Consider the following 18,254-nt stretch of genomic DNA (forward strand, 5'->3'; position numbering starts at 1 on the left):
AGGGAAAAGAGAAAGCGAGGCCGAAGCCTCGCTTTAACATTATGGATTATGGGGTTACAACACATGCATTGGTTGCGTCGAATTTACCCAATTCCGCTTTAGCGGGTGTAGTAGAGGTGGCTTGAGTGTAAAGAACACAATCAGACTTTTCTTTCGCATCGTTTGGTGCAAAACGGAATGTGGAAGAAGAAGCTGACACGCCTTTCCAGGAACCATCAATAGTCACAGCTTGTTCAATACCGTCTGCAGATGCCTTGGGATAACCATACACAACTTGAATAGTGGTGCCATCAGAGCTCGATACAGCACCGGAAGAGGCTGTTTCCAACCCTTCCAACGCGGCTTTGCTGTATACCAGTTGAGAAGAGCTCTGCACGGCGGCCAATACGCCGCTAGCTGCTGCCGTTTTTGCATCATCCTGCAGATTCAGGAACTTGGGTGCAGCGGTGACCGCCAGAATACCCAGAATGATGATCACGATAACCAGTTCGAATCAGGGTAAAACCCGCCTGTTTTTTCATTTCACTTTCCTCTGTTAATTAATATTTGTGGTCACCTGACCGGACGCCGGACGGTAACTGAAACTCATAAATGCATCAGTCTTGCCTTGCGGATCCTGATACTTGCCATCACTGCCCTTACTCAAACTATTGACCAAATAGTAACGGCAGACCGAATCCAGTCCATTACTGCTCACTGTGGCATAGAATTTCAGGTCATTGCCGCTACCGCGCACTTCATTGAAGCTGGCCGTAGCCTTGGGCGGGTTTTGCAGTAACCCCTCCCAAATATTGAGACAACGTTCGGCGGTCAGATTGGCCGGATCCACATCGGGATTACCGCTTGCAACGGTATCCATGGGATAGCCCGGCGACAGCTCGCCGTTGCTGATCTGGGTATCGGTCGGAGTGGTCAGATAGAAGCGACTACCGTCATAGAGCACAGTATTGAGGCCGTCCTGTTTGGCGCGACCTTCCGCCTCCCATTGCGCCCGCACCAGTGAAACGCCGGTAGCAAAACCGCCAGAGACCCCTTCCACGCTGGCCTTTTTCGCTTCGTCAGTCACATCGAGAAAGCGCGGCAGTGCAGTCACCGCCAGGATCCCCAGGATCACGATAACGATCACCAGCTCAATGAGGGAGAAGCCGGCAGACCGTCTCCTCATCCCGTTTTCCGGCATTGTTGGTGCTATTGGTTTCATTGTCATGCTCCCTCCGTAATGCCCTACATTATTTCATGCAGGTCCAAAAAAATCATGTAGTTGGGTCATATGATTAGTTTCATTCAAGGCTTTTTCATCACCCGCCCATCAGAAAACTGATAAACCAGCCAATAACCATCCCACCCCATCTCGCAACCACTGCCATCGGGGCGGGCCAGAACCTGCAGGGGAGGCATGCCCCCCTTCGTCTCACCCATCAGTGCCAACCACAACTGACGGCAATTTTCCGAAGGAGATTGCAGCGGCACCAGCCCCAAGGGCCACCCTCGGGCATCAAACTGCCACCCCTTGCCGGCGACATGCAGTGTCTGCGGGCGCCGCTCATCGAGCCAAATGCCGTGCAAACGCTGTGCCCGCTCGGCAAATTGCTCCCCCAGCAAGGTGAGAGTGAGCTGCTGCGCCTCTTCCCGGTGGCCCTGATAGCTACGCACCAACGTAGCAACAATCACCATCAACAGGATGATCACGGCGATCCGCCGATATCCGGTCAGCCAGCGATCATCTTGCTGCGTCTGTCTGTTCATCCAGCCCTCGACTCCACCGCTCACTTGCCTCTTACGGCTCGCATCATGTCCCACCACTCAGGCGTGAAGATATCCAGTTCCAGCAAGATTACTTGCCGCGAACTGCACGCATCATGTCCCACATGGGGGTGAAGATACCCAGCGCCAGGATCAGCACCATCACCGCCACGATCCCGATCAGGATCGGCTCGATCCGAGCGGTGAGACTCTTGAGGTCATAATCCACCTCCCGCTCGTAATACTCGGCCGCTTCGTGCAGCAGGTCATCGACCTGACCGGTCTCCTCCCCCACGGCGATCATCTGCATCACCAGCGGGGTGAACAGGCCGCTGCTGCTGGCGGTGCGCAGCAGGCTCTCGCCCCGCTCGATACCGGCGCGCATATCCCGCACTCGCCCCGCCATATAGGCGTTATCCACCGCATCGGCCACCAGAGTCAGCGCCGTGTTCAGCGGCACCCCTGCCTTGAGCATCATGGAAAAACTGCGGGCAAAACGGGCCAGCAGGGAGCGCTCTATGATGGTGCCGACGATCGGCAACTTGAGCTGCCAACGGTGCCAGGTCAGCTTGCCCTTGGTGGTGGCAACCCAGCGGCGCCAACCGAACACCATCCCCGCCAGAATGGCGAGCAGCAGCCACCAGTAGTGGACAAAAAAGTGCGAGGTGGCGAGCAGAATGCGGGTCGCCAGCGGCAACTCCACCCCGAATTTGGCGAACATCCCGGCAAACACCGGGATCACCATGATATTGAGGATCACCATGGCGATACCGATGGCGATCATCACGAAGCTGGGGTAGCGCATGGCGGTCTTGATCCGCTTGCGGGTCTCCAGCTCCAGCTCGAAATAGTTGGCGAGCTGCAAAAAGGACTCTTCCAGCTGACCTGTGTTCTCACCCACATGGATGATGGCGACAAACAGGCTGCTGAATACCTTGGGGTGCGCCTGCATCGAGCTGGAGAGCGGGCGACCGTTGCCAAGATCTTCCCCCAGCGAGTGAAGCGCCCGCTTGAGCGGCTTGCTGTGAGTGCTCTCCTCCAGCCCGGCGATGGCGCGCAGGATCGGGATCCCGGCCCGGGTCAGGGCATACATCTGGCGGCTGAAGATCACCAGCTCGTCCAGCTTGACGCCCCCTTCCAGCAACAGTGACCAGTCGATGGCAGCGGATTTGGCCTTGCCCGGCTTCAGCTCGGTGGGCATCACGCCACGGCGCATCAGCTGCTCGGCGGCCGCCATCTCGTTGGCCGCTTCGACCACGCCACTGGTGGCGTTGCCCTGGCTGTCACGCCCCTTGTAAGCAAAGTTAGCCATCGCTTACCCCAAATCCTCGGCCAGTCGCAGCACCTCGTCCACCGAGGTGATCCCCTGACGGGCATAATCGAGGGCTGTGAGGGCCAGCGGCCGATAGTGTTCATGTTGACGGGCCGCCTTGGCGAACCCTTCCGCATCGTTGCGGCGCAGGGCATCCATCATCGGCTGATCCAGCTCCAGCAGCTCGTAGACCCCGATCCGGCCGGAATAACCGGTAAAGTTGCAGCTCTGGCAACCCCGGCCCTTGTGATAAGTGTGTTGGCCAGGCGCCTCGCCGGAGAGCACGGTGAGCCAGGTGGCCTGCCCTTCGTCCGGCGCCTTCTCCTCAACGCAGTGCTCACATACCCGCCGCACCAGCCGCTGGGCGACCACCGCCCGCAGGGCACTCGCCACCAGATAGCCGGGCGCCCCCATGTCGATAAGGCGCAAGGCACTGGTCACCGCATCGTTGGTGTGCAGGGTGGTCAGTACCAGGTGACCTGTGATGGCGCCACGCAAGCCGATCTCCACCGTCTCGTTGTCCCGCATCTCCCCCACCAGCAGGATGTCCGGATCCTGACGCAGGGTGGAGCGCAGCACGTTGGAGAAGGTGAGGCCGATCTTGGGGTTGACCTGCACCTGATTGACGCGGGAGAGACGATACTCCACCGGGTCTTCTACCGTGATGATCTTGTTGCTGGACTGGTTGAGCTCGGAGAGGGCGCCATAAAGGGTGGTGGTCTTGCCGCTACCGGTCGGGCCGGTCACCAGGATCATCCCGTGTGGCCGTTTGAGCTGGCGACGGAAACGGGTCAGGATCTCCGGCGGCATGCCGGTCTCGGTCAGCGACAAGATGCCGGAGGATTGATCCAGCAGACGCATCACCACAGACTCGCCATACTGCACCGGCATGGTGGACATCCGCACATCCACATCGCGACCGCGCACCTTCATATTGAAACGGCCATCCTGCGGCAAGCGCTTCTCGGAGATATCGAGCCCCGCCACCAGCTTGAGACGCAGCACCAGCGCCTGGGCGATGCGCACCTCGTTGAGGATATTCTCGTGCAGGATGCCGTCGATCCGCTGGCGAATGCGCAGCACCTTCTCGTCTGGCTCGATGTGAATATCCGACGCCCCCACCTGCACCGCATCCTCAAACAGGGAGCGCAGCAGCTTGGCCACCGTCGCCTCCCCCTCGTCATTGGCTCCCAGATTGCTGGAGCCCAGCTCGAAGCCGGAGTCCTGATACTCCTCTTGCAGCTGTTCGGCGAAACTCTCAATCTCGCGGGTCCGGCGATAGAGGCGGTCGAAATACTCCAGCAGCTGCCCTTCCCGCGCCACCGCCAGCACCATGATGCGCGGGCTGAGCAGGGCGGCGATGGCATCCAGTGCGCTCAGATCGGCCGGATCCGACATGGCCACCGTCACCTTGTCGTCGGTAAGGTTGACCGCCAGCGCCCGATAACGGCGCGCCTGCACTTCGGGCAGCAGCGGCACCGCGGCGGCGTCGATGGTGAGGTTGTTGAGATCGAAGAAGGGCACATCCAGCTGGCGGGCGAGGAACTGCAACAGCTGCACCTCGCTGATAAAGCCGAGGTCGATGAGAGTGGTGCCCAGCTTGCGGCCGGTCTGACGCTGCTGCTGCAGGGCAAGCTGCAGCTGATCATCAGAGATGATCTGCTCTTGTACCAGCAGGTCGCCGAGGCGCATTTTCAGTCTGGGTTGTGCCATGTTTGCTCCGATCTCTGTTACTTCACACCCGTTGCCGCATCCGATTAGGCTTTGCTAATCGAGCCTGCTGTTTATCAAGGGGTTAGTTGGCCAATTCGTTGTTCCAGCCAGTTGGTCGACGCCTCGCCGAGGTTGCCGTGCAGCAAGGCGTTGCGATAGGCATCTAGCGCCCGCTGGCTGTGACCCTGACCATCCTCGGCCACGCCGAGGCCAAGCCACCAGCGGCCCTGATCCGGCTGCTGACGCAGCAGCTTCACATAGAGCGCCGCCGCATCGGCATTCTGGCCCAGCTCCTGAGTCAGCCCGGCCCAGGTCGCGTAATAGTCCATGTTGCTGGCGAGATCCGGCTGATAACCGGACAACCAGCCAAGCGCCTGCTGCTGTTGCCCCTCGCTGATGGCAAGGCGGGCCAGCAGCAGACGAAAATCGGCCTGTTGGGGATCGAGCCGGATCCCCTCTTCCAGCAGCTGACGCGCCTCGGTCAGACGGCCCTCGCCGTAGAGCAGCCCCGCCAGCTGCTCGCGCGCCCCCTGATTGTAGGGATCGTGGGCCAGCACCTGATAGTAGTTGTCCTGCGCATCCCGCAGGCTTCCCTTGGCCATGGCGGTAGTCGCCTTGCGCTCCGCCAGTGCCGCCAGCTCCTTGGCCGACAGCTCCACCGTCTCGATCTTCAATACGCTCGGTTTGCGCGGCGCGCTGGCGACTGCCTGCTGCTCTGCCGCCAGTTCGGCGTAAAGCTCGGGCTGCAGCTCTTCATCGGTCGGCTCCGTCTCGTCAACATCGCTGGAGGCATCAAAGGGCGCACCGTCGGCCATGCCATCCGAGTCACTCTCGCCTGCCTCATCATTCACCTCGTCCTGACTTGGCAACGGCAGCGCGGCCGCCACCTCGACCGGCTCGGGCGGGCTGACTGGCGCGGCGGCCCTTGCCACAACATCGGGAGTCACCGCATCGGGGGCGATCACTTCACTGGCAGCCGTCACGGTATGGGTCTGCTGCCAGTAGATCCAGGTTCGCCAACCGAGGATCCCCAGTGCCAGACCGCAGATCAGGGTCAGCAGCAACATCCACCATCCCTGCTGACGCACAGGGGCAATATAGACGGCAGCGCCATCGGATCCTTGCTGACGCTGCTCCAGATCTTTCAGCATCTGGTTGATGACGCTCATGGCCAGACTCCATAAGCCAGGACGCACCCCAGCAACAGTAACAGGGGCCACCAGCGCCGTGGCGCAAAGCGGCGGGCATCGTCGGTATCGCGAATGGCAAGCCGGACCAGACGACTGTCGATCTGGCGCACCCCCTGACCATAGGCCAGCATCAGACACTTCTGCGCCAGGATATTGATCAGTCTCGGGATCCCTCGCGATGCCCGCCACAACAGACGCATGGCGCGACCTGCAAACAGCGGTGCCCCGCGGTAACCGGAGACCTGCAATCTGTGCTCCAGATAGGCGCGAGTCTCGTCAAAACGTAGCGGCCGCAGGCAGTAGGAGAAGCCAATCCGCTGGCGCAGTTGGCGCAGATGCGGCTTGGCCAGTCTGGCATCCAGCTCCGGCTGGCCGAACAGCACGATCTGCAGCAGCTTGCTCGATTCGGTCTCGAGATTGCCGAACAGGCGGATCGCCTCCAGTGTCTCGTCCGGCAGCGCTTGCGCCTCGTCAATCAGCACCACCACCCGACTGCCCTGCTGGTGCAGACTGATCAGGTGACGATGGATACGATCGGTCAGATCCAGTTCGCTCTGATCCCGTACCGCCAACCCCAGCTCCAGCGCCAGCGCGATGCGCAGCTCGGCCGGAGTGAGGTGGGGATTGGGCAACCAGGCAAGCCGCACCGGACGCGCTTCCGAGCCCAGCTCGCTGAGCAGCTTGCGGCAGAGCAGGGTCTTGCCGGTACCCACCTCGCCGGTCACCTTGATAAAGCCCTCCCCCTGCGCCAGCGCCCAGTTGAGCACCTGCAGCGCCTCTTCGTGAGGCGGCAGGCCGTAGTAGAAGCCGGTATTGGGGGTGAGGCTGAACGGCGCCTCCTGCAGGCCGAAGTGGGTCAGGTACATGAGATCTCACCTGCCACGACAAGCAAGCAGCCTGTGCTGGCAAGGCAGCACAGGCCGTTCGGGATAAGGGTGACCGCATCTGGTGTCATGGGTCAGCCCTTGGCCGGATACCATTTGTCGAGCAGCTCGGAGGAGCGTTGCAGCTCATTTTGCCAGGTATCTTTCTCCACCACGGTCGGTTTGAGCATGATCACCAGCTCCACCTTCTTGGTGCTCTCGCGGCGGTTGGTAAAGGCTTCACCCACCCAGGGAATATCCCCCAGCAGCGGCACCTTGCTGACGATCTCCTGCTTGTCGGTCTTCATCAGGCCGCCGATAACGATAATGTCACCGTTATTGGCCTGCACCACGGTATCGGATTCGCGGATCGAGCTCTTGGCGAGCGGCAGTTGCAACTTGCCACCCGAGGTACCCATGTCGATCACCTTGTTTTGCTCTTCGGTATCGATAACCGAGGGATGGATATGCAGCAGCACCTTCCCCTCTTCATCGATCTGCGGCGTTACGTCCAGAGCTATACCGGAGAAGAAGGGGGTCAGCTCCACGTTAGGTGTCTTGTCTGTGCCCGTCGAGGTAGTGGTAATGGTGGTGGACGCATTGGTGACGTAATACTCGTCCGTCCCCACCTTGATCACCGCCTTCTGGTTGTTGGTCGCGGTGACACGGGGGCTGGAGAGGGTATTCACATCGCCCTGAGTCTTGAGCAGGTTGACCGCTACATTGAAGTTGCCGTCAGAGACCTTGAAACCGGCGCCGCCACCCAGTGCAGTGAAGATCTGGTTAGGGGTGGTGGGTAACTAGGTATTGGCCAGTGAACCGCCACCGGTAATCCCCTTGTTGCCATCCCAGCTGGCGGAGAGACCGCTCCAGTCCACTCCCTGCTCATACCCTTCGTTGAGGGCAACTTCGATGATCCGCGCCTCCAGCACCACCTGCCGCTTGAGGTGACTATCGGATTGATTCAGGAATTCACGCACTGCCTTGAGCTCTTTCGGGTAGGCGCGAATGGTGACCAGACCCGCCTGCGGGCTGGTGATCACCGCGCGACCATCACCCGTGCCAATCAGGGTCTGCAGAGAGTCGCGCAGATCGGTCCAGTAGTCGCTGTTGGTATCGGTCTCGATACGGGTGCCATTGCTGCTGTTGCCGTTCGAGTTGTTGCTGGAGGAGTTATTGGTGCTGTTGTTGTTCGATGCACTGTCAAAACTGCTGTCGCTGCTGTTATTGCTGTCATTGGCCGTCACCCCGCCGGTGCTGACCGAGGTGCGGGAGAGACCACGACGGGACATCATCAGGTAGTTGACCGGGATGGTTTCGGTACGCAGACCCGCCGGATAGATATGGAAGACATTGCCCTTGCGCTGCACATCGAAGCCGTACATGTCGCCCACCACCGCCAGCACCTCTGGCAGAGTCACATCCTTGAGCTCGACGGAGACCAGCCCGGCCACCCCGGGGTGAACCGCCACGCTGTAGCGGGAGCCCTTGAACAGGGAACCGAAAAACTCTACCGCCTCCACGTCGTGAGCCGCGATACGCAGCCGCTTCTCCGGCATGCCGACCGGCATCTGCGGCCGGTTCAGCTGCAGCAATTCACTTTGCACCGATTTGGGCAACGCGGTCAGAGGGGCAGCCTGTTTCTGCTGTTCGTTCATGGCCTGTTTGAGAGCATCCTTCGCCTGGGTCGGCTCGGGGTGCTGATACGTGGTACAGCCTGCAGCCATCATGGCCACGGTGATCAGACAGAGACGGTGTTTTTTCATGTAATTAGGGCACCCTGACTTGCAATTAAACTCGATAAAGCCGATTCACCTCTCGAGAGGCAAGCACGACTCAAACCCGGATCTTGCTGGCAAACAGTGTTACCGCATGGCGTTTTCCCGCCTTTTCCAGCACCACGGCATCGGCATTGATGGCCACCAGCGTATAGCCGTCCACCTGTTGCCCGACCCGATAACTCTTGCCATTAAGTACCGCCAGTGCCGGGCCATTGCCCAGCACGACACTCTGCAGCTTCGGCAAACCGGCATTGCTCTCGCCGGTCGCACGGGCGCCAACCGCCACATCTGCCAGCGGCGCGGTGGGATCCTGCAATACCTCGACCTGCTCCGCCTGTGCCAGCAAGCTGAACAGGCAACAGCACAACGCAAATACTCTAGCCACGGATAAACTCCTTGCTGGTACTCAGGGTGTAGATCTCCATCTCCACCACCGCGCCGGGATAGGCTTTGACCTGATAGTCGAACTGCTTCCAGTAGAAGTGACGCGGCAAGGCTTCCAGCGCTTTAAGATATTGATACACATCGAAATAGCCGCCTTCAAGCTGAAGCCGGATACCATGCTTGTAGAGATTGACCTTCTGCTCTCCTGCCATCAGCGGGGTCGGCTCCAGCGAACTGAGAGCCAGCATGTGAAGGTTGGCGGAGCGGGAGAGCAGCGCCTCCAGCACCAGCGGCATCTCGTGCGCCGGGATCAGATCGACGGTCTGGGCCTTCAGCTCATCGTCGATCCGGGCCAGATCCGCCTCGACTTGCGCCAGCTGGTCACGAACTCCCTGATTGGGATCCCGCTTGAGCCGTGCCTGTTTGCCGAGGTTTTCCAGCTCCATGATCTCGAGGTCACGCTCGGCGGTGCTCAGGGCCATGCGATCCTGCTGCAGGCGGGTATCGGCGCCATCGAGCCAGCCGTAGAGTCCGGCCGCGCCCAGCAGCACCAGACCAGTCAACAGGATCAACACCCGCTCCCGCTGGCTCAACACGGCGATACGCTGGCCCCATGCCTGCCATTGTGTTTTCAGGTTCATCAGGGTTTCTCCCGCGCAATGCCGCTCAACTGGAAGGTCAGACGCCCCTCCTTGTCACGGCCGAGGGTCAGTTCACCAAACTCCTTGCCCACCAGACTCGGGGTCTGCTTGAAGCGGTTGACCCAGGCCGGCACATCCTGACTGCGTCCGGCAAAGCCGGAGAGGTTGATCCGCCCTTCGTTGATCTCGATGCGCTGCAACGAGAGGTTGCTGTTGCGAATGCGGGAGAGATCCGCCATCACGCTGGCATAGCCCTGGGATTTTTGCAGGGTCAAGCTGCCCAATTGGCGCATCAGCCCCTGCTTGGCCGTCAGCTCATCCTGCTTGTTGACCAGTTGCTGTTGCAGCCTGGGATCTGCCTGATGGCGCGCCAGCTCGGCATCGAGCCGCTGCGCCTCGCTTCGCTTGAGTTCCAGCTCGGCAGAGCGCTGCGCCAGCGCCCGGCTGACCTGCTGCTGCTGCCAGCTGTAACCGACCCCCGTCAACAGGATCAGCAGCAGCGCAAAGCCCCATACCAGCGCCATCTGATTGAGGCTGGCCCACTGCCGCTTGGGACGAAACTCGGCGCCATAGAGGTTTATCTGACGTTTCATCACGCATCCTCCCCGATGGCGGCTGCGTAGGCCGAGAGGTATTCGACGCCGGCCAGGATCGCCTTGTTGGCCATGGCGGAGACGGCAAAGCCGAAGGTCTGCTCCATGTGGCGCACCAGGGTACCGATAAAGGGCGAGGCGACGGCGAACTGCATCTGCCCCAGCTCGGGCAATTTCAGCTGGCCCGCCAGATAGTCGAGGGAGCGCTGGATCTCCAGCGCCAGTGAATCGAGCAGCATGCTGTCCGGCTCATGTTCGCCAGTCAGGCTGGTAAAACCGCGCAGCTGGCGGGAGAAGCAGAGCCCGCCCTGATGGAAGACCAGCAGTTGCAGATCCTGCCCCTTGGGCTGCCACAGCAGCATGCGCACCGTCTCGTCAGCGTCATAGAGAGAGGTCAGCGCCAATTCGTCACTGATGATGGATTGCAGGGTCGCGATGCCGTTGATGGCATCGGCCAGCTGCTGCACCCGGCTCTTGGGCAAGCAGATCACATTGATGCGCGGGCGACCGGCAGGCGGGGTGGGCAAGTCCACATAATCCATCGCCAGTTGCAGCACGGGTTCGCTGACATAATCCTTGATAGCCCAGGGGAGCGCCCCCGCCATCTCGGCGTCAGGCACGGCAGGCTTGTCGATCTGGATCTGTTGATAAAGGCTGGCGGCGAGGGCCACCCGCACCGTAGACTTGGCCAGCCCATGACGGCTGAACAGCTCGTTCATGGCCACTGCCCACTCCTGTGGGCCGTTGATGGTGCGCGTTGCGAAGACGGGGGGATTCCCCACCGCAGCCAGCATGATCCTGTCATTGGCCAGCAAGAGCCCGACCTGGCGGCTTGGCGTCGACCGTCTGAACAGTTGTTTCATGTAAGCCCGCCCATCAATAGTGATTAAATGTATGAAATATTAACATAAACAGCAGATTAGCCTCCAGATTAAAAGACGGACTCACTATTGCAAGCCAACCTTTCCGCCGAGTCAGAGGGTCAAGCCATCCTCCCTTCTCCCCTGCAACGCCTCCACCATCCGTTGCTGACCCGCTATGGCGTCGAGCTGTGGTGCAAGCGGGATGATCTGATCCATCCGGCCATCTCCGGCAACAAGTGGCGCAAGCTCAAGTACCACCTGCTGCATGCCAAAGAGCACGGCAAACGGCATCTGCTCTCGTTTGGCGGCGCCTACTCCAATCATATCCACGCGCTGGCGGCAGCGGGGTGCCAATCTGGTCTTCGTACTACCGGTATCATACGGGGCGAATATGACGCCGTCAGTAACTCTACCCTGCGGGATGCCCGGCACTGGGGCATGGATCTCGTTTTTGTCGACCGCCAGAGTTACCGGCGACGGCAGGATCCCGACTGGCTGGCCCAATTCGATGCCCCCGACACCCTGATCGTGCCGGAAGGGGGTAGCAGCCCGCTGGCCATCCCCGGGGTGGCGGAACTGGTCGGCGAAGTGCCCTTCTCGCCGGATCTCTGGGTACTGCCCTGCGCCAGCGGCGGCACTCTGGCGGGCCTGATCGCTGGCAAACGGTATCGGGAGCAGATCCTCGCCATTGCGGTACTGAAAGGAGGCGGCTTTATCGCTGACGAGGTGTGTCGCCTCCATCCCGCGGCGGCCCATATCCCCGGCTGGCGCATCGCGCTCGATCACCACGATGGTGGCTATGCCAAGTTCAGCCCGACCCTCTGGCAGTGGGTGCAGGATTTCAGCGCCACAACCGATCTGCCCCTTGAACCCATCTATAGCGGCAAGGCAATGCGGGGTCTGTTTCGCGAACTGGCGGCGGGCCGTATCGCCCCCGGCAGCAAAATCGTCTTTATCCACACTGGCGGCATGCAAGGGCTCGCCGGGCTGCGGGAGCTGGGGCGACTGTGAGCCCCGCCTGACGGCAACCGCAAACAGCATCGCAAACAAGAGAGGGTCGCCCCAAGGCGACCCTCTCTTGTTTATCTCAATCACCAGCCGGTTCCAGCACCAGCCGCTGGGGCTCGGCAAACCAGGGCCCCTGCCCGGCATGCACCCCGAGGTGGCGCAGCATCTTCCACTCATCGCCACTCTCCACCCCCACTGCCAGCACCCGGGTGCGGGTATTGGCACAACCCCCAACCAGACTGCGTACCGCCATCTGGTTGACCTGACGGGCATGGATCTCCCGCACCAGGCTGGGGTGCAGCTTGAGGAAGTTGATCTCGAACTCCTTGATGTACTGGGTGCTCACCACATCCTGACCGGCATGATCGATGGCCAGCTGGCAACCCAGCATCCGCAAAGAGCGCAGCGGCCGCTTGAGCGCCTCGAAGTGGCGGGTCACTTGGGATTCCGAGAGTTGCAGGATCAGCCGCTCGTTGGTGCTGCGCGGCAGCTGGAACAGGGCGAAGAAGAGCCAGCGCTGGAACTCGCGGTTGAGCAGGCTCTGGGCACTGAGGGTCAGGCTGATGGGGCAGCTCTGCTCGGAACGCTGGCGCAGCAGGGCTAGGGTCTGCTCCGCCACCAGCCGATCCAGTTGCAGTAACAGGCCCACCTTCTCCGCCATCGGCATGAAGATCCCCGCCTGCAAAGCCCGTCCCTGCTCGTCGTGCAGATAGGTGAGCAGCTCCTGCTGCAACACCACCTGCCCCCGATCCTGCTGGATCGGCTGGGTGTAAAATTCGATGCCGTGCTCTTCGAGACGGCGGCTGATCAGGGTGCGCCAACGTACCGTGCCCTTGCTGCTCTGCTCCTCATCCAGCTGCTTCTCGTAGAGGAACCAGCCGTTGTGCCCTTGCAGACGGGCGCTCTTGAGGGCCAGCTCCGCCTCCTCCTGCACCTTGAGCAGGCTGTCTTGTGCCTGATAACAGACGGCGCCGAGATAGACCGCAGTCTCCGGATTGACCTCCTGCGGCCAATGCAGCCGTTGCAGGCTCTTGAGCAGCTGGCTGGCGCTATCCACCATCTCGCTCTCGGACATATTGGGCAGCAACACCGCAAAAACCTGACCGGCATAGCGGGCCTGCAGGGCACCGTTGTGTTTGCGCACGAAGGCACCTATGGTGGCGCTCGCCTCCATCATCAAATCATGCCCCAGCAGCTCGAACTGATCGGCCTCCAGCTCCTCCAGACAGGCGAGATCGATCAGCAGCACGCCGCCGCTCATCACGCTCGCCTCCATGATGGCACTCTCCAGCCGGTTGTCGAAAAACAGCCGGTTGCCGATGCCGGTCATCTTGTCGACGAAGGCGTTACTGCGAATGAAGTTGTCGAAGCGGCTGCGCTCCTTGCGAGCATCCGCCAGCTCGGCGAGCAGGTGGTCGAGAGCCTGACTGGCGGCCACCGGCCACTCTTCGGCGGGGTCATGATTCAGCTTGGAGAGTTTGTCATCGAGGATCAGCTGGGCGCGAATGCTCAACAGCTCGGCACCGCGCAACTGCTGGCGCAGCCAGCGAATGGAGTACCAGAGACCGAACACCACGATAAAGACGCCGAACGAGATGCCGGACATCGCCTTGATGGAGTACTCCGCCTCCTTGAAGGGGCGCTCCAGCTTGAAATTGGCCTGCATGTCAGCCTGGTGGGGCAACGGCCGGTTGTATGGCTGCAGCAGCTGTTCATCGACCACATCCTGCACGTTGCGGAACCAGTAGACCCGCTGGTCGTTCTGACGAACCTCCAGCTCCACCACATGGGCAGCCCGTAGCAGGGTGGGCAGCCAGTGACTCATATCTTCCATGTCGTGAGCAACATCGAGCTGCTTGTCGATCACTTCGACCAGTGCATCGACCTTCTTTTGCTGCAACTCCATGCCCAGCTCGCGAAAGCTGAACACCCCGCCAATCAGCACGGTCACCATGGCTGCGATCACGCAAAGGGTGATAAATGAGACAAGCTGTGTAGTGAGTTTCATGCACCTTTCCGTATGCCCGGTACCATCCATGTGACCTCATGCTAGCAGCGACGTCAGCACCGCAGCTATGGATGAAGATCCCGCTTCTGCAATTTAAGCGGGCAAGCATAACCCAAAGCAGAGGGAGAATACCAAGGATGACGGGCTACAGACGCGGGAAAGGGCGGGATGACAGACAGAAAAATGGTCCCTCAAAGGGGACCAAAAGGAACACTCATATCAAAACTAACACTCTGTGCTACTGACAAAAAACAGATACAGGAGTATTGAACACACGGTGAGTCAAACCGCAGGGCTACTCTAATGCAGTTCGGATAAGCTGAGCAATTGTCATTTATGACAGGTCAGCGATTGAATCTTGCGTGAAAATAATAAAAATCATTACAAATCAAATAAATAACAGGCCATCCAATCAGTTTGATAACTCTGATTCAAATTGATTGTACTAATCCATTATGATGACAATCTCCAACTGTGTCTTATGAAACTGGCAGGTACTCCCTTTGCGCATATCTCCCGTCTGGATCTCTCTGTTGCTGTTCGCCCTGCCTATCGTGGGTAGCCAGTCGCTCGGCCTGTGGTTTGCCAAACCGATGGCCTATCACCTGCTGGAGCAGAAAGTCTCCGAGATCAAGGGGGCTATGGCAGAACGCCACAAAGATCTGAATGAAGACATCAGCAAGCAGCTGGCACAGTTTAAATTCGACTGTGGTGCCAAGGACATGATGCTGCTGCGCGATCCCCGGTTCTACCGCACCCATATCCGTTTGCAGGGGCTGGAGCTCGCCTCCGGTACCAGCTGCTCCAGTCTGGGAGTGGGGATTACGATGCTCAAAGATGCCCAAAACAACGGGCAGAAGTACGGAAAACTGGGGATTACTGCCACTGTGGCCAAATTCAATACCGAGCAGGAGCTGGTGGTCTACTACCAATCCGGCGGCAACCTCGCCTACTGGGTGCTGGACAACAGCTGGGGTCACTCGAAGCTAAAAGGCCCTTGTGCCAACTGCTTCTATCTGGAGTTCAGCCGGCAGGCTCCCAATGCAAAGACCATCAACTTTCCCCGTGGCGACAAGGCCATCAAGCACGAAGAGGGCAGCCGCAGCCTGAGTTTCTACGATCCGAGCGAGCTCACCAGACAGACAGTCTGGGCGGGAAAGGCGCTGGAGCAATATGCCCATGACCAGCTCAATCACTACGGCCTCTGGTCCGGCATAGTGCTAGGCACCCTGCTCAGTGCCGCGTACTGGCTACTGCGCAACTATCGGCGCTCCCTCAAGGGGCTACTGCAAACGGGGCTAGCCAAGCGGGAATTTGTGCCTTTTTACCAACCAGTGGTGAATAGCCAAACTCGCCAGGTTGTTGGCTTTGAGGCCCTGCTGCGCTGGCAACGTGGAAACGAGTTAATTCCTCCGGGTTCCTTTATTGACTATGCAGAGGAACAGGGGCTGATCCTGCCGATGACCGAGCAGTTGCTGGAGCAGGTGATCAGCGACCTGCCGCTGCTGGCGCCGGAGCAGTGGGTCAGCGTCAATCTGGTCGCCACCCATATCGAACAACCACTACTGCGCCAGCTGCTGGCAAAACACCATAACCCCTCCCCTGACCAGCTCACCTTTGAGCTGACCGAACGCAAACCGATCCACGACATCAAGGCGGCTACCGACGAGATCACCCTGCTGCAGCAGATGGGCTATCACTTCAAGCTAGATGATTTCGGTACCGGTTACGGCGGCTTTGCCTACCTGCAGAGCCTGGGGATCCGCCAGATCAAGATCGACAAGATGTTCGTCGATACCATAGGCACCAACGACCTCAAGCGCAGCGTGCTGGATGCCATCATCGTCTTTGGTCGGGAGTCCGGCATGGAGATGATCGCCGAAGGGGTCGAGAGCCAGCTGCAAGTCGACTATCTGAGCCAGCACGGCGTCTATCTGATCCAGGGCTACTTCTTCGGCAAGCCCATGCCTTTCAAGATGTTGCCCAGCTGGCAACAGGAGTGGCAGCAGCAATACCGCGAGGCCAGCTAGCGCAGATATTGCAGGATCTGACCGCGAAACGGCTGGGCAAGCTGCTCGACATCATCAGGCTGGTGCTGGCTGTGCCGGTAGCCCAGCCCGGCCATCAGCCGGGTAAAGCGCCCCTGCTGACCGCGCCCCGGATCCACCAGGATCACTTTGCAGCTTGAGTTGGCATGCTGCTCGATAAAGGCCGCCAGCATCTCCACATGGCCGCGCTCATAGAGCAAGTCGCTGCCGATGATCAGATCGAAACGACCCAGATCGGTGGCGGCATCAGCCCAACCGGTACGGATGAAGGGGATCTCGGCCCCCTGATTGAGCAACACATTCCGGGCCAGAAAAGCGCCCGCCTCGGGGTGATAGTCGGTGGCCGTGATGTCGGCATGACGATGGTTGAGCACCAGACTGGCCAATCCAATGCCGCAGCCCACCTCCAGAATCCGCAGTCCTGTCACCTCCTGACACACCATCTGGCTGGCCAGCACCCGGCCAGAGTCCCAGACAATCCCGAACAGCGGCCAGAAGGCCGAGGAGATGCCGAGTGCCTCTGCCTCGCCCCCATCGTCGGAGAACTGCTGATTGTCGCGCAATGTGCGCAGATGGATATCCAGCTCACCAAATTCGATGGTGTGGTAACGCAGACGAACCGCTGACATAAGCACCCTTATCGCGGGGATAGCAGCCACAGCGGCAGGATTGCCGCAACGACCGCTACCTCGCCATGCTACCCCTGCACGGGCCCGATACCTATCCCTATCGGGGAGAGCGACCCAACCCCTTCAACCGCTCATTTACATTCCGCAACAAAATGATCTGCCCGGATGGGGGTCACTGCCTTTATCATAAGGGGCTGGTTATCGCGCAACCGATAACTACGCAGCCTGTTTATGTCATCCGGTCGCTCAGACCCCCAGAAGAGAACCATTGCCTATGAAGACATTTATCCGGCAAGAGATTGCCCTGCCCGTTGGCCTGCTGACCCTGCTCTTTTTCAAGACCCTGGGCAGCGACCTGCTGACAGAGACAACTCCGCTCGCGATTTATCTTCCGGTCTCGCTGGCTCTGCTGGCCGTCGTTACCTGGGCCATCTTCTCGGTGGTGCGCCACTCCGACGCCCTCGCCATCAAGCTGGGCGAACCCTTCGGCACCCTGATCCTCACCCTGTCGGTCATTTCGCTGGAGGTAGTGATGATCTCCTCGGTGATGCTGACCGGCGAGCCCAACCCCACCATGGCCCGCGATACCATGTTTGCGGTGGTGATGCTGGTGAGCACCGGGCTGGTGGGCTTCACCCTGCTGTTTGGCGGCTGGCGCTACCACACCCAGAGCTTCAATCTGGACGGGGTCAAATCCTATCTGGTGGCCATCATCCCGCTGGCGCTGCTCTGTCTGGTGCTGCCCAACTTCACCCGGGGCGGCACGGTCGGCAGCATGTCGAGCCCCATGTCATGGATGCTGATCATCATTTCAGTCCTGCTCTACGGGGTCTTTTTGCTGATCCAGACCCGCAGCCACAGCCACTTCTTCGTCGACAGTGATCACGAGGATTACGAAGAGCACCACGGCCCGCTGCAGAGCAACGTCTATCACACCCTGCTGCTACTCGTTTATCTGGTGGTGGTGATCCTGCTGGCCAAGACGCTGGCCATCCCCATCAACTACGGGGTACATGTGATGCAGGCCCCTGCAGCACTGGGTGGTTTTATCGTGGCCTGTATCGTGCTGGCGCCCGAAGCGGTCGGTGCCATCAAGGCCGCCTTCAACAACCAGCTGCAGCGGGCGATGAACCTCTACTTCGGCTCTGTGCTGGCTACCATTGCCCTCACAGTACCGGCGGTACTTCTTATCGGCGCCATCATGGGGCAAGAGGTGCGCCTCGGGCTCTCGGCCGCCGATATGGTGCTGCTGGTCACCACTCTCATGGTCTGTAAAGTGACCTTCAGCAGTGGCCGCACCAATGTGCTCCATGGTGCGACCCATCTGGTGTTGTTCGTGGTCTATCTGTTCCTGATGTTCGAACACGAATAACCGCGTTTAGCCAACGCCAGAAACGAAAAGACCGCCCGATTGGGCGGTCTTTTGTCATCTGCTCCCGGATCTCACCGGCGCCAGTGAAGCGGCTTCCCCCTCATCC

General features: G+C 59.9%; 15 protein-coding genes and 2 pseudogenes. 3 read left to right on the plus strand and 14 right to left on the minus strand.

Going from position 1 to position 18,254, the window contains the following annotated elements; translation table 11 throughout:
* Nucleotides 1-46: 46 nt before the first annotated feature.
* The 12 genes and pseudogenes from AB5Y97_RS04065 to AB5Y97_RS04120 all read right to left on the minus strand — a co-directional run bounded on the left by AB5Y97_RS04065 (nt 47) and on the right by AB5Y97_RS04120 (nt 11,083).
* Nucleotides 47-521: pseudogene (locus tag AB5Y97_RS04065) on the minus strand (prepilin-type N-terminal cleavage/methylation domain-containing protein).
* A 14-nt stretch (nt 522-535) separates the two neighbouring features.
* The gene (locus tag AB5Y97_RS04070) at nt 536-1,207 is read right to left on the minus strand and encodes a type II secretion system protein (RefSeq protein ID WP_368157269.1); all 672 of its coding nucleotides are present in this window, start codon (nt 1,205-1,207) and stop codon (nt 536-538) included.
* 77 nt (nt 1,208-1,284) lie between these two features.
* Nucleotides 1,285-1,746 (minus strand): hypothetical protein, encoded by a 462-nt coding sequence (locus tag AB5Y97_RS04075; RefSeq protein ID WP_047434675.1) that lies wholly within the window; start codon nt 1,744-1,746, stop codon nt 1,285-1,287.
* Nucleotides 1,747-1,834: 88 nt separating this feature from the next.
* The gene (locus AB5Y97_RS04080; RefSeq protein ID WP_043826246.1) at nt 1,835-3,055 is read right to left on the minus strand and encodes a type II secretion system F family protein; all 1,221 of its coding nucleotides are present in this window, start codon (nt 3,053-3,055) and stop codon (nt 1,835-1,837) included.
* Nucleotides 3,056-3,058: 3 nt separating this feature from the next.
* Nucleotides 3,059-4,768, minus strand: coding sequence for an MSHA fimbrial ATPase MshE (mshE, locus tag AB5Y97_RS04085; RefSeq protein ID WP_005340025.1), 1,710 nt, complete (start codon nt 4,766-4,768; stop codon nt 3,059-3,061).
* Nucleotides 4,769-4,842: 74 nt separating this feature from the next.
* Nucleotides 4,843-5,937 (minus strand): tetratricopeptide repeat protein, encoded by a 1,095-nt coding sequence (locus AB5Y97_RS04090; RefSeq protein WP_164461889.1) that lies wholly within the window; start codon nt 5,935-5,937, stop codon nt 4,843-4,845.
* The gene (gene mshM / locus AB5Y97_RS04095; protein WP_123173925.1) at nt 5,934-6,824 is read right to left on the minus strand and encodes an MSHA fimbrial biogenesis protein MshM; all 891 of its coding nucleotides are present in this window, start codon (nt 6,822-6,824) and stop codon (nt 5,934-5,936) included. The genes AB5Y97_RS04090 and mshM overlap by 4 nt, the downstream gene beginning before the upstream one ends.
* A gap of 92 nt (nt 6,825-6,916) precedes the next feature.
* Nucleotides 6,917-8,587, minus strand: a pseudogene (gene mshL, locus AB5Y97_RS04100) (pilus (MSHA type) biogenesis protein MshL).
* A 70-nt stretch (nt 8,588-8,657) separates the two neighbouring features.
* Nucleotides 8,658-8,987 (minus strand): MSHA biogenesis protein MshK, encoded by a 330-nt coding sequence (locus AB5Y97_RS04105; protein WP_139740302.1) that lies wholly within the window; start codon nt 8,985-8,987, stop codon nt 8,658-8,660.
* Entirely contained in the window at nt 8,980-9,627 is a 648-nt protein-coding gene (locus AB5Y97_RS04110; RefSeq protein WP_201975173.1) for an MSHA biogenesis protein MshJ, read from the minus strand. Before AB5Y97_RS04110 ends, AB5Y97_RS04105 begins: the two co-directional genes overlap by 8 nt.
* Complete coding sequence (locus AB5Y97_RS04115; protein WP_005348605.1) at nt 9,627-10,220, minus strand: PilN domain-containing protein; 594 nt, start codon at nt 10,218-10,220, stop codon at nt 9,627-9,629. Before AB5Y97_RS04115 ends, AB5Y97_RS04110 begins: the two co-directional genes overlap by 1 nt.
* The gene (locus AB5Y97_RS04120; protein WP_047434655.1) at nt 10,220-11,083 is read right to left on the minus strand and encodes a hypothetical protein; all 864 of its coding nucleotides are present in this window, start codon (nt 11,081-11,083) and stop codon (nt 10,220-10,222) included. Before AB5Y97_RS04120 ends, AB5Y97_RS04115 begins: the two co-directional genes overlap by 1 nt.
* Before the next feature lie 87 nt (nt 11,084-11,170).
* On the opposite strand from AB5Y97_RS04120, the gene AB5Y97_RS04125 reads away from it, so the two are divergent.
* On the plus strand, nt 11,171-12,094 hold the full coding sequence (locus AB5Y97_RS04125) for a 1-aminocyclopropane-1-carboxylate deaminase/D-cysteine desulfhydrase (protein WP_368157270.1): 924 nt from the start codon (nt 11,171-11,173) through the stop codon (nt 12,092-12,094).
* 76 nt (nt 12,095-12,170) lie between these two features.
* Here AB5Y97_RS04125 and AB5Y97_RS04130 read toward each other — a convergent pair whose 3' ends face one another.
* Nucleotides 12,171-14,099, minus strand: coding sequence for an EAL domain-containing protein (locus AB5Y97_RS04130; protein WP_368157271.1), 1,929 nt, complete (start codon nt 14,097-14,099; stop codon nt 12,171-12,173).
* A 503-nt stretch (nt 14,100-14,602) separates the two neighbouring features.
* Here AB5Y97_RS04130 and AB5Y97_RS04135 point away from each other — a divergent pair.
* The gene (locus AB5Y97_RS04135) at nt 14,603-16,129 is read left to right on the plus strand and encodes an EAL domain-containing protein (RefSeq protein WP_368157272.1); all 1,527 of its coding nucleotides are present in this window, start codon (nt 14,603-14,605) and stop codon (nt 16,127-16,129) included.
* On the opposite strand, the gene AB5Y97_RS04140 is transcribed toward AB5Y97_RS04135, so the two are convergent.
* Nucleotides 16,126-16,776 (minus strand): methyltransferase, encoded by a 651-nt coding sequence (locus tag AB5Y97_RS04140; protein WP_098971056.1) that lies wholly within the window; start codon nt 16,774-16,776, stop codon nt 16,126-16,128. The genes AB5Y97_RS04135 and AB5Y97_RS04140 overlap by 4 nt on opposite strands.
* 274 nt (nt 16,777-17,050) lie before the next feature.
* Here AB5Y97_RS04140 and AB5Y97_RS04145 point away from each other — a divergent pair, with 274 nt between their 5' ends.
* Nucleotides 17,051-18,148, plus strand: a complete 1,098-nt coding sequence (locus tag AB5Y97_RS04145; protein ID WP_042019692.1) for a calcium:proton antiporter — start codon at nt 17,051-17,053, stop codon at nt 18,146-18,148.
* The last annotated feature ends 106 nt before the right edge of the window (nt 18,149-18,254 follow it).

The organism is Aeromonas sp. R10-2 (genome assembly GCF_040908445.1).
In the GTDB taxonomy this organism is placed as follows: domain Bacteria; phylum Pseudomonadota; class Gammaproteobacteria; order Enterobacterales; family Aeromonadaceae; genus Aeromonas; species Aeromonas veronii.